This window comes from Pseudomonadota bacterium (genome assembly GCA_039033415.1).
Lineage (GTDB): Bacteria > Pseudomonadota > Gammaproteobacteria > Xanthomonadales > SZUA-38 > JANQOZ01.
In genome coordinates this window covers 42,737-54,557 of record JBCCCR010000021.1, presented here as the reverse complement: position 1 = coordinate 54,557, position 11,821 = coordinate 42,737, and the positions used below count along the sequence as shown (strand labels likewise).

Annotated in this window: 9 protein-coding genes; 5 read left to right on the top strand and 4 right to left on the bottom strand. The window is 61.1% G+C overall.

The window, feature by feature from the left end:
- Nucleotides 1-68: 68 nt before the first annotated feature.
- The 5 genes from AAF358_17205 to AAF358_17185 all read left to right on the top strand — a co-directional run bounded on the left by AAF358_17205 (nucleotide 69) and on the right by AAF358_17185 (nucleotide 6,906).
- On the top strand, nucleotides 69-899 hold the full coding sequence (locus AAF358_17205; protein MEM7707299.1) for a M55 family metallopeptidase: 831 nt from the start codon (nucleotides 69-71) through the stop codon (nucleotides 897-899).
- Entirely contained in the window at nucleotides 896-1,891 is a 996-nt protein-coding gene (locus AAF358_17200) for a dipeptide epimerase (protein MEM7707298.1), read from the top strand. The genes AAF358_17205 and AAF358_17200 overlap by 4 nt, the downstream gene beginning before the upstream one ends.
- 7 nt (nucleotides 1,892-1,898) lie before the next feature.
- Nucleotides 1,899-2,903: a DUF1611 domain-containing protein gene (locus tag AAF358_17195; protein ID MEM7707297.1), complete on the top strand. Its 1,005-nt coding sequence runs from the start codon at nucleotides 1,899-1,901 to the stop codon at nucleotides 2,901-2,903.
- 154 nt (nucleotides 2,904-3,057) lie between these two features.
- Nucleotides 3,058-5,286, top strand: a complete 2,229-nt coding sequence (locus tag AAF358_17190) for a TonB-dependent siderophore receptor (protein MEM7707296.1) — start codon at nucleotides 3,058-3,060, stop codon at nucleotides 5,284-5,286.
- A 48-nt stretch (nucleotides 5,287-5,334) separates the two neighbouring features.
- Entirely contained in the window at nucleotides 5,335-6,906 is a 1,572-nt protein-coding gene (locus AAF358_17185; protein MEM7707295.1) for a sulfotransferase, read from the top strand.
- Between the two features lie 60 nt (nucleotides 6,907-6,966).
- Here the strand turns inward: AAF358_17185 and AAF358_17180 are convergent, their stop codons facing one another.
- From AAF358_17180 to AAF358_17165, 4 genes are read right to left on the bottom strand one after another with little or no spacing between them, the layout of a single operon-like run.
- Nucleotides 6,967-7,263: an SCP2 sterol-binding domain-containing protein gene (locus AAF358_17180; GenBank protein ID MEM7707294.1), complete on the bottom strand. Its 297-nt coding sequence runs from the start codon at nucleotides 7,261-7,263 to the stop codon at nucleotides 6,967-6,969.
- A 17-nt stretch (nucleotides 7,264-7,280) separates the two neighbouring features.
- Nucleotides 7,281-9,437: a 3-hydroxyacyl-CoA dehydrogenase NAD-binding domain-containing protein gene (locus AAF358_17175; GenBank protein MEM7707293.1), complete on the bottom strand. Its 2,157-nt coding sequence runs from the start codon at nucleotides 9,435-9,437 to the stop codon at nucleotides 7,281-7,283.
- Nucleotides 9,434-10,645 (bottom strand): acetyl-CoA C-acetyltransferase, encoded by a 1,212-nt coding sequence (locus AAF358_17170; protein ID MEM7707292.1) that lies wholly within the window; start codon nucleotides 10,643-10,645, stop codon nucleotides 9,434-9,436. The genes AAF358_17175 and AAF358_17170 overlap by 4 nt, the downstream gene beginning before the upstream one ends.
- A gap of 21 nt (nucleotides 10,646-10,666) precedes the next feature.
- Complete coding sequence (locus AAF358_17165; protein MEM7707291.1) at nucleotides 10,667-11,809, bottom strand: acyl-CoA dehydrogenase family protein; 1,143 nt, start codon at nucleotides 11,807-11,809, stop codon at nucleotides 10,667-10,669.
- Nucleotides 11,810-11,821 lie beyond the last annotated feature (12 nt).

The following is an 11,821-nucleotide window of genomic DNA, read 5'->3' as shown; positions in this document are numbered from 1 at the left end:
CCAAGAACCTTCGATTGTATACAAAAAAAGCTTAATCAAATACACTTTTGTGGACTTAGGGAGGAGCCGTGCGTCTCTACATTTCTGCGGACATTGAAGGAATTGCTGGCGTGGTGTCCACCGCCCAAACCCTTGAGGATGGCTTCGAATACGAACGGGCATGCCGATGGATGACCGAAGAAGTGCTGGCGGCATGCCGCGGCGCCATGGATGCCGGTGTCACCGAGGTGGTCGTCTCCGACTCTCACGGAAACGGCCAAAATCTGCTGCTTGACCTCCTTCCCGACGGGGTCGAATTGATCCGGCACTGGCCCCGACCTTGGGCCATGATGCAGGGCATCGAGCATGGTACCTACGACATGGCGATGCTGATTGGCCACCATGGCGGTGCTCAGCATCATCCGGCTACCCTGGCCCACACTTTTGCCGGGCGGATGATCACCCAGGTTCGTGTTAACAACGCGGTGGCGAGCGAAACCACCGTCAACGCAGCGATCGCCGCGAACTTTGGCGTACCGGTCGTTCTTGCCAGCGGCGATCAGGCTTATGTCCAGCACGTGAAGGAGCTACTGCCAGACGTGCTGACGGTTGTAACCAAAGAGGCGCACGGCCGCTATAGCGCCCGCACACGTACACCCGCGGCCGTTTGCCGGGAGCTTACGGAAAAGGCTGGTGAGGCGGCGGCCGCAGTCTCCAGCGGACGATCGTTTCGGCCGTTTATGCTTGAGGAGCCGGTCACGCTTGAGATCGATTTCCAGCAGCATGCGGTGCCCGAACTACTTGAGCTGCTGCCCCAGGTCGAGCGAAATCACGCGCTGGGAATTCACTTCGAGGCTCGGTCGGTTGAGGAACTCAGCCGATTCTTAAGCTTTGTAATTGCGCTGGGGCCGCTCCAGTGACGGCGAGCATCAGCGTTGAACCCGCCGTGGTGCGGTGGCCGATGCGGAAACCGTTCAAAGTGTCCGGCTACACCTGGCACGAAATGGCGGTACTGCAGGTAGCGATTACCCGGGATGGCCACCTGGGCCGAGGTGAGGGTGCACCCTTGTTTTATCGGGCTGAGACCGCCGAAGATCTTTGCACCGCAGTCCGGTCGTTGGGTTCTAAGCTACCCGCGGATGCCCTGGAGCCAGGCTGGGTCGAAAGCCTCGATCTACCGGGCGGCGCTCGCAACGCGCTTGACTGCGCACTGTGGGATCTGAACGCCAAGCTTTCAGGGATGCGGGTGCATCAACTGCTAGATTGCCCGGAACCGCAGCCGCTGAATACGGTTGTCACCGTATCGATCGATGAGCCCGACATTATGGCTCGTCACGCAAAGGCGCTGCTGGGCTGGCCGGTACTGAAGCTCAAGCTCGGGCGAACGGCAAAGGATGCCGATCGGATTGCGGCGGTTCGTGAGGCCAATCCCGACAGCGAACTGATTGTCGACGCCAACTGCGGGTGGAGCCGCGACGAACTGGAGTCATTGTCGGACACCCTTATCGATGCCCGCGTCGCCATGCTGGAGCAGCCGCTGCATCCCGACGATGATCACGCGCTCGCAGGTTTGCACTTCCCTTTTCCGCTATGCGCCGACGAATCATGCCAGGCCAAAGCCGACTTACCGAGACTGGCCGGAAGCTACCAGATGATCAATATTAAGCTGGACAAGTGTGGAGGGCTGGGTCCGGCAATATCGCTGGCCGAGGCCGCCGCTCAGCGGGGGTTTGAGCTGATGATCGGCAACATGCTGGGATCATCGCTGGCGATGGCGCCGGCGCACCTGGTGGGACAGCGCTGTCGCTATGTCGATCTCGACGGCCCGCTGAACCTTGCGGAAGACGAAGCGCCCCCTATGCGCTTCGACGGCGCCCGGATCTATCCGGCATCACCAACCTTGTGGGGCTGACGTTGCCATGCACGATCTGAAGCCACCTTATCTGCTGTTTCTGGGTGATGGCACCTCCCGGACGCTGGCCAAGACCGCCGGCGGCCTGGCTCACTGGCGGCCGGATTGGTGCGTGGGCCAGTATCGGCTCAAGCCCGACGCGGTCAACCTGGGCTTACCCAACCTCGACCCCCAGGAGGCCGCGAGCCAGGGCGCGAAAGCCTTGGTGATTGGCGTCGTGAATCACGGGGGCTACCTCGACCCGTCGTGGATTGACGCACTGACCGAGGCGATGGAGTCCGGTCTCGACCTCGTATCAGGTTTGCACCAGCGGCTGACCGACCATCCGGGGTTGCGCGACGTTGCGACACGGACCGGACGCCGGCTGGTGGACGTTCGCCATCACGACGAACCGCTGACCGTCGGATCAGGTGAACCGCGCCCCGGCCGACGCCTGCTGACTGTCGGCACTGATTGTGCCATTGGCAAGATGTTCACCTCGCTGGCGCTCACGCGGGCACTCGAGAAGATCGGCGTACCGGCAGTTTTCCGTGCGACCGGCCAGACGGGGATTCTGATCGCCGGCACAGGCATTTGTGTCGACGCCGTGGTCGCCGACTTCATCTCCGGCGCCGCTGAACAGCTCGCGCCCGCGGGGGTGGCCGATCGGTGGGACATCATCGAAGGTCAAGGATCACTGTTTCACCCCTCCTTTGCCGGCGTCACGCTCGGCTTGGTTCACGGCGCCCAGGCGGAAGCGCTTATCTTGTGTCACCACGCCACGCGCCGGCACATGATCGGCACGAAACGCCCGCTGCCTCCCGTCGACGTCTGCCTCGATGCCTATCGGGACGCGGCCCGACTCACCTGCCCTACATCGCGCTGCGTGGCGATATCGGTCAACACTTCGGAGATGACCGAAACCGAATCCGCCGTCTATCTCCGTCAATTGGAAGATGAGACCGGCCTGCCCTGTGCTGACCCCGGGCGCGGCGGCGATGCAAAGCTCGCGCAGGTTGTGCAGTCCCTCTGAAACGCGCTTCAGACTGCCCGGCAGCTTACTTTACGATTCCCGACCGACCGTACCGGAAATGCCCGGCATGGTGTCTCGCCGAATTTTGTCGTATGCATTGGACCATATTTTGTATACAATCTTTGCCTGATTGAACACACTTGAGGGCGCAACGATGAAAGTCTCCACTCTTTGCCAGGCCATCCGTCGTTCCCTACGAACCGGCTCACACGCTGCCGGGGCTGCCCTCCTCGCCGTTGGGAGTTCTGCCATCGCGCAGGACGAAGATGAACTCATTGAGGAAGTCGTCGTGGTGGCGGAACGGGCTGAATTCTTCCGCCCCAGAAACGCCATGAGTTCGACCAAGTTGAATCTGCCGATCGTCGAGACGCCTCAAGCGATTACCGTACTCACCGACGACATACTCGAACTGACCGGCTCGTTGGATCTGGAGGACACCGTTGGATTGGTGCCCGGCTACGTGAACAAAGGCTCTTATGGCGGCTTTGACAACCGATTTAACGCGCGCGGCTTTGATCTGAGCGTGGCGGAGGGTGTGCTCCTAAACGGACTGCCGATTGCATCAAACGTTGATCGCGACCTTCTGGGCGTGAGCAGCATCGAGTACCTGCGTGGGCCAACCTCGATTGTTCTTGGCACCCTGAATTACGGTGGCGCGGTCAACATCATCACCCGGCGACCCAGCGCGGAAAGGGAAATCGATATTTCTTACCGCGGCGGTTCGTTCAGCGCGCACCGCCTCGAACTCGAGTACTCCGGTCCGCTCAACGAATCGGGAACGGTTCGGGGCTACGGCGGGCTGGGCTATGAGACTCGCAATGGTTTCCGGGACGGCGAGGGACTGGAAAAAACACCGATCAAACTCGCCCTGGACGTCGACTTCGGTGAGAATACCCAGCTGCAGATTGACGCCAGCATCGAGTCTGGCGAAGCCGATCCCGTAAGCTTGTTTTCCCAGGACTATCGCGATGGGTCGGTCCCAGATTTTATTCCTTCGGATTGGAACGGCTGTTCTTTTGTGGAAGGCTGCTTCAACGACTATGACAACCGAGATATTACGGGCCGGGTCCTGCACCGATTCAATGATTCTCTGTCGGGACGAATCACCTCGGGCTACGCTGAAACTGAACGCCGCCACCGGTTTGTGAGTTTCCTGGGTCTGGGCGGACCCGAGGCGTTCGGCTTTGGCGTTCCGGGCCCTTTCGCCTTCTGGTACACCTACGATGACGAAGACACCTTCGAAACCTACTTCACCGAGCTTGCGCTGACCGGGAAGTTCGACGCGTTCGGTCGCGAGAACGACTTTATCCTGCTCGCCGAGTACCGCGATCGGGAGATTACGGAGAACTACCAGCTCCAGGATCCGAGCACCTTTTTTGCCCAGTTCGCCAACATCTTGGCCCCAACGACGAGCTTCGGTGTGGGCGATATTCCGATTTCCGTTCAGCCCGTTTTCCCCTGGGATCAGAGCATGCGCAACGAAGAAAATCTGGCCTTTACGGCGCAGGTTGTGCTCCGTCCGACCGACCGCCTGCAGCTTCTGCTCGGCGCGCGCTACGAATCGGAGGATTTTGATCAGACGGGAATCAACAACGGCGGCTCAGGCGGACCCTTCGGATCCAGCCGGGATGTGAATGTGAGCGGAGACGTCAGCGACACGATCTTCCGCGCCGGCCTGGTGTATGAGGTCACCGACGGGGTGTTTGGCTACGCCAGCTACAGTGAGGGCTTCCTGCCTACCAACGTCAACGACGACGCCGGCCAACCAATTCCAGCAGAAACCGGCACCCAGCTGGAGGTTGGCCTGAAGGGTGAGTTTTTCGATGGTGCGCTGGGCGCTGGCATTACCGCCTTCAGCATCGAGCGCGACGACGTGGCGTCCGTTGTCGGCGACGGCGTACTGGCCAGTCCGTCTACCCGTTCCCAGGATCATGAAGGCGTTGAGCTTGAAGTGATCGGCGCGGTGACAGAACGGCTGGATTTGATTGCCACCTTTTCATACCTTGACACCGAGGTGACGAAAGAGCTCACCGATGACAGTCTCGTCGGCAATGAGATACCCAACGCCCCAAACAATCTGGCCAGCATATTCGTCCAGTACCAGCTGCCGCCGCTGGGCGGCCTGGATGGGTTCAGTGTGGGCGGTGGCGCCCGCTACGTGGGCACGCAGTGGGTCAACGACGACAATAGCCTTCAAATCGATTCGTATACGCTGGTTGAGGCCAACCTCACCTACCAGCCGAAAGACCAGGTCCGAGCACAGATCGGCGTGCGAAACCTCACCGATGAGGAATATTTCGTTCAGTTCCTCGGCACCGGCTTTGCCGGCTGGGGCTATGGTGAAACCCGAGCGCTTTACGGTACCGTCTCCTATCGCTTTTAGCTTTGGCCGAGTTCGGCCCCGTTCCGGGATCTGGCGAAGCGGGTCACGATGGACGGCCTGAGCGCCCAGTTTGCCGACGCCAGTCGCAACCTGCGCCGCGACGTAGCCGCTAGCCTGCGCGCTGGCGACCTCGGCGCGGCGCTGGCCGCCATGCATAAGATGGCTCGTATTCCGGGCGCACCGGCCGCGGTCCACTCGGATCTGGCCAAACTCCTGCTTCAAGCCAAACGCCCCGACCAGGCTATCGCCCCCCTCAAGCGCGCCATCGAGCTCTACCCGGAGGACTTCGAAAGCTGGAACAACCTGGGGGGTGCGTGGCGCCGGCTGGGGCGGCTTGACGACTCGGCGGATGCCTATCAGCGGGCGCTGGCGCTGCGGCCAATGGCCAGCGTTGCCGCCAACCTCGGGCTCGTACTGAGAGATTTAAATGAGGCGGACCAGGCCGCGTCAGCTTTTGCCCAGGCGATCGAACTGGATCCGCAGACGGTGGCCGCCCGGGTGCACCTGGCAAACCTGGAAACGGCTCGCGGACACTTCGATGAGGCCCGTCAGCTTTTGGTGGAGGCACTAGCCGTTAACCCCGACGACCCGGGCGCCCTCGCTGCCCTGCTCAAAATGCGGGGCGGCACGCCAGAGCCGGCGGTTGTGCAGCGAGCTGAAGCACTGTTGGAGCGAGCACAGCCTGGCAGTCACGACACGCGGCTACGCTTTGCGCTGGCCCGGGCCTGGGAACAGCAAGGCTGTTACGACAAGGCTTTTGCGCATGCTCAGCGGGCCAATCAGCAGCTGGCCCGCCAAAGCGGCTTCGATCTGCAGCTGCTGCATAACGAGTGTAGTCAGCTCAAGGCGTCGGTTAAGGCCGGCGGTTGGAACGGCCCAATCGGCAAGACAGGTCCAGGCCCGCAACCGGTTTTTGTCATTGGGCTACCGAGAAGTGGCACCACGCTCGTCGAACAGATTCTGGCAAGCCATCCGCAGGTGACGGGCGTGGGCGAGTCGCCGCTGATACCCCAGCTCGCCAGTCGGCTCCCGACGTTCGGCGCCAGCGCACCTTATCCTGCTGGGATTGAAAACCTGAAGGCACAAGTCCGCGAGCGCCTGGCCCAGGCATATATCGACGGGGCCGGCCGAGGGGTTGAGGAACCTATCTTCGTTGACAAGCTTCCTTTCAACTTCATCTACCTGGGCCTGATTCACGTGCTGTTCCCGGGGGCGCCCGTGGTCCACCTGTCCCGGGACCCCCGTGCCCTTTTCGTATCCAACTACTTCACGGAGTTTTCGGCGCCGCTGCAGGGATTCCGCACCACCCCCGAAAACTTCGTTGGGTTCTTTGAGCTGTATCGCAACCTGATGGCGTTTTGGCAGGAACATCTGCCTGAGCTTCGGCTGGCAACCTTTCGCTACGAGTCGCTGGTCTCGAAACCCGATGAGGAGGTCCAACGACTGCTATCGCACTGCGGACTTCCCTGGGATGAGCGGGTAATGAGCTTTCACCAAACGGAGCGGCTGGTGAATACGCCCAGCCGCTGGCAGGTTCGTCAGCCTATGTACCAGAGCAGCATCGATCACTGGCGGCGTTACGAGCCGTGGTTACCCAAGTCGGTGATCGACCTGACGTAGTGTCGAAATGAGCCGGTCTCCCCGAGCAGGGGAATGATCTTTCGACCATGCTAATGAAAGCTAACCCTTCATGACCGAGCTAAGCTGCACGGCGACCGCCATATCGCCGGTCACCTGAATGCGACCCATCATAAAGGCGTTCGCGGCGTCCAGCTCGCCGTCAACCATGTCGTTCAGGTCATCAGCGCTCACGGTAATCGTACATTCGGTATCTACGGCGTTGTTATGCACGGCCGGCGTTTCGTCCGGCTGAATCACCACAACGCCGTCGTCACCCAGATCAAACTTCACTGATCGAGTCAGGGCGTCCGAGCTTTGAAATTTGTTCTCCACCTTACGGGTCAGATCCGCTAGCATTTTCTTCTTCCTTGGCGTTAATCGTTGAAAAATTGTCGTTGGCCGGACGCGAGCTCCCGCAGCAGGCCGTTCGGTTCAAAGCGGCGGCCATAGGACGCCGCAAACTGCTCGCAGTCCGCGAGAAATCTCTGCCAGCCGACGTGGGTTTCGCCGTAGCTAATGACCCCGCCGGTGTGCGGCGCAAAGCCCCAGCCCAGGATGCTCCCGATATCGGCATCATCAGCCGCCATGACAACGTTTTCTTCAATGCAGCGCAGCGTTTCCAGCGTCTGAATATGAAGAAAGCGCTTCTTCAGATGCTCTGTATCGGGGTTAGCCACCGTACCGGGATAACGCTCGGTCAGGCCGCTCCAGAGGCGAGCCGTCTTGCGACCATCGTAATCAAAAAAGCCGGCGGCCGCTTTCTGGCCTGGGCGGCCCGAATCGTTGACGATCCAGCTCAGAAGGTCGAGGTTATAGAAGTTTTCACCCTGGGCCTCCATAGCCTCCTGGCCGAGCTCGTCGCGCGCCGACTCGTAGATTTTGAGCGCGGTGTCGATCCCAATCATGTCGATCAGCTCAAATGGCCCCATGGGCATTCCCGTCGAGCGGCCGACGTTCTCGATCAACGCCGGCGCAATGCCTTCATGAAGCATTTCAAACGCTTCGCGCCCATAGGTGCCAAACACGCGCGACGTGTAGAAGCCGCGGGCATCGTTTACCACGATGGGTGTCTTCCCGATGGCGGCGACAAAGTCCATCGCCACCGCCGTCGCCCGGTCGTCGGTCTTTTCGCCCCGAATGATCTCCACCAGCGGCATCTTTTCCACCGGCGAGAAAAAGTGCATCCCGATAAACGACTCGGGCCGCCGACTGGCGTCGGCCAGCCCCGTAATCGGCAGCGTTGACGTGTTGGAACCAAAGACCGATTGATAGCTCGTGACCGCCTCGGTTTGCGCGGTGACTTTGGCCTTGAGTTCGCGGTTTTCGAAAACCGCTTCGATGACAAGCTGGGCGTTCTTGAGGTCGGCATAGTCAGCGGTCGGCCGGATGTGTTCCAGGCGTTCTTCCATAGCTGCTTTGGCAAGCCGACCTTTCTTGACCTGGCGCTGCCAGTAGTCTCGAGCGTAGTCTTTCCCTTTTTCCGCGTTCTCCTGCGACACATCCACCAGCCAGCAACGCATGCCGGCCTCCGCCGCACAGATAGCGATGCTGGCCCCCATTACGCCGGCGCCCAGGACACCGACCTCCTTAAGGTCTGACGGATCAATTCCTGGAGGACGTTTGCCCAGCTTGTTGGCTTCATTTCGGGCAAACCACAGCGTGCGGATCATCGTTTTGGAGACGTCGGACCGGACCAGCTTCACAAACTGCCGGCCTTCGTATTTCAGCGCGCTGTCGATCGGGAGCTGCAGCCCCTGATAGACGCAGCTCAGGATCGCCTGCGGGGCCGGCATGTTGCCGTGCGTTCGCCCACGCACAAGCGCCACCGCAGCGCCAAACGTCTGAACCCATTCCGGCGAATCAACTTCGGGCGTAGCCCGCCAGGCCGGCTGGTCCCAGGGTTGCTTGGGCTTCACCTCACCGGCGCGAATCATCTCTGCAGCGCGGTTCACCAGCGCGTCGCGATCGACCGCAGCGTCGATGAGCCCCAGTTTCAGCGCCTTCTCCACCCGGATATTGGCACCGCTGGTCATGGCCTTGATCGCCTCCTGCGCGCCGATCAGCCGTGGCATCCGCTGTGTGCCACCGGCACCGGCCAACACGCCAAGCATTACCTCCGGTAGCCCCATCTTCAGAGGCACATCCGCAGCGGCCACGCGGGCGTGACAGGCCATGGCCAGCTCGAGCCCTCCCCCCAAGGCGTCGCCGTTGATCGCCGCTACCAGGGGTTTGCCCTGGGTTTCCATCCGCCGGAACAGCTGCGTCAACTCCTGATTCTGCGCAAGGATTTCCTCTGGCGGTAGATTGCGAATCTCCGTGAGCACCGAGATATCCGCGCCGACGATAAACTTGTCCTGACCGCTGGTGATCACCACGCCCTTCACAGCGTCGTCTGTCAGCAAGGCCGCCAGGGCTTCGTCAAAAGCCAGCAGCACGTCACGATACAGGCAGTTCACCGGCCGGTTGGGATCATCCCAGGTCAGGACGCCAACGCCGTCAACCGTCTCCGTTGTAATCGCCGGCCTATTCACGACGCCACCCGCTCGATCACCAAAGCGATGCCCATCCCACCGCCGACGCAAAGCGTCGCAAGGCCCGTTTCGAGGTCCCGTCGTTCAAGCTCGTCGAGCAGCGTGCCCAGAATCATGGCGCCGGTGGCGCCCAGCGGATGCCCCATCGCAATGGCACCGCCGTTGACGTTGACTCGGTCATGGTCCAGAGACAGCTCGTCCATGAAGCGCAGTACCACCGCGGCGAAAGCCTCGTTCAATTCGTAGAGATCAACGTCACTCGGCGCCATACCGAGGCGTTTCAGAAGACGTTCCGTCGCAGACTCCGGGCCGGTCAGCATAATGCAGGGCTCGGTGCCAATGACGGTAAACCCCTTAATCACAGCCCGGGGCTTCGCATCGAGCCGGCTGGCGCCCGCTTCGGAGGCCAGCAGAACGGCCGCTGCGCCGTCAACGATGCCGCTGGAGTTGCCGGCGGTATGGACGTGCTCGATCCGCTCGACGTCAGGGTGTTTCTGAATGGCCACGGCATCCATTCCGCCCATCTGACCCATCAAGACAAACGCGGGGTTGAGGCGACCCAGTGATTCTGGCGTGGTGTCCGGCCGCACGAGTTCGTCACGGTCGAGCACGGTGAGTCCGTTTTCGTCGAGCACCGGCACGATAGAACGATCAAAGCGGCGTTCTGACCACGCCTCCCCGGCACGTTGCTGCGAAGCGGCAGCATAGGTATCCACGTCGGCTCGGCTGTAACCAAATTTGGTCGCCATCAGGTCCGCCGCAATACCCTGGGGCACGATGTAGTGAGGCATTGCCAGATCGGCGTCGAGCGCCATCGGAATTCCGGACGCGGTCATCGGCACCCGACTCATTGACTCAACGCCGCCGCCGATCGTGAGGTCTGCCTGGCCGGCCATAATTCGGCTGGCGGCGGTCGCAACGGCCTCAAGGCCGGAAGCGCAGTAGCGGTTGATCTGCATGCCGGCAACGTCTTCGCCCAGCCCAGCCTCAAGTGCGGCGATGCGAGTCAGATTCCCTCCCTGGTCGCCGATCGGCTCAACGATGCCCAGCACCACATCCTCAACCTGGTTGGCGCCGACGTGATGCCTATCGGCGACCGCGCGCAAAACGCCTGCGGCCAGCTGGGCTGGCGGCACTTCATTCAGCGCGCCGTCAGCGCGGCCGCGACCACGCGGGGTTCGCAGCGCGTCAATAATATATGCGTGCAAGAGAGTCTCCCTTTTAGCCGGTCAGAGCGACCGCGCCACAATTTCCTTCATGATTTCCGAGGTGCCGCCGTAGATGCGCTGCACCCGCGCGTCGGCATAGCAGCGGGCGATCGGATACTCCATCATGTAGCCGTAACCACCGTGCAGCTGCACACACTCATCGACGACGCGTCCGAGCATTTCCGAGGTCCAGTATTTGGCGCTGGCCGCGGCGTCGATGGGCAGCTTGCCCTCGAGATCCAGGCCAAGGCATCGGTCCACGAGGCATTGGCCAAGCTGAATCTCGGTTTTCATCTCGGCAAGCTTGAAGCGGGTGTTCTGGAAGCGGTTCAGCGGCTTGCCGAACGCCTCACGGCCCCGCGTGTATTTCACGGTTTCCTCAAAGGCCCGGCGGGCACCGGCCACGCAGGCGACCGCAATCATCAGTCGCTCCCAGGCAAGCTCTGCCATCAGAATCGGAAAGCCCATACCTGGACTGCCTAGGATGTGATCAGCCGGGACCCGGAGATCGCTAAAAAACAGCTCACCCGTGTCTTGGGCCTTCATGCCCAGCTTGTCCAGCGTCCGGCCTTTGGAAAACCCCGGCGCGGCCGATTCCACGACAAACAGCGTAATGTTGTTGCCTTCGGTCTTGCTACCGTCATCAATGCGGGCACAAACGATGGCCAAATCACAGTGATAGCCGTTCGTGATAAACGTCTTGCTGCCGTTGATGACGTATTCGTCACCCTCTTTGACCGCCGTGGTGGCGATGCGCTGAAGATCCGACCCGGTGCCAGGCTCCGTCATGGCAATGGCGCCGACCCATTCGCCCGATCCCATTTTGGGAAGCCAAGCCGCTTTCTGAGCCGCGCTGCCGTATTTGTGGATGTAGGTAGCGACAATGTCGGAGTGCACCGAAAACCCGAGTCCGCTGGACATGCTGTGGGCAACCTCTTCCAGCACAATGGCGCTGTGCAGTCGATCCCCACCTGAGCCGCCGACCGATTCAGGCAAAGCGGTGAGCAGCGCACCCGCTTCGCCGGCCTCACGCCAGATTTCGCGATCCACATGGCCCTGCGCCTCCCAGCTGGCGTGCTTCGGTACAGCGCGCTCATCGAGAAACCGGCGAAAGCTATCGCGAAAAGCGTCGTGTTCTTCAGAAAACAGGGATCGTGGAAGCATCGAATTTATTTA

Coding starts and splice junctions, on each gene's coding strand:
- AAF358_17195 (MEM7707297.1), top strand. CDS start 1,899: ATGCACGATCTGAAGCCACCTTATCTGCTGTTTCTGGGTGATGGCACC.
- AAF358_17190 (MEM7707296.1), top strand. CDS start 3,058: ATGAAAGTCTCCACTCTTTGCCAGGCCATCCGTCGTTCCCTACGAACC.
- AAF358_17185 (MEM7707295.1), top strand. CDS start 5,335: ATGGACGGCCTGAGCGCCCAGTTTGCCGACGCCAGTCGCAACCTGCGC.
- AAF358_17180 (MEM7707294.1), bottom strand. CDS start 7,263: ATGCTAGCGGATCTGACCCGTAAGGTGGAGAACAAATTTCAAAGCTCG.
- AAF358_17165 (MEM7707291.1), bottom strand. CDS start 11,809: ATGCTTCCACGATCCCTGTTTTCTGAAGAACACGACGCTTTTCGCGAT.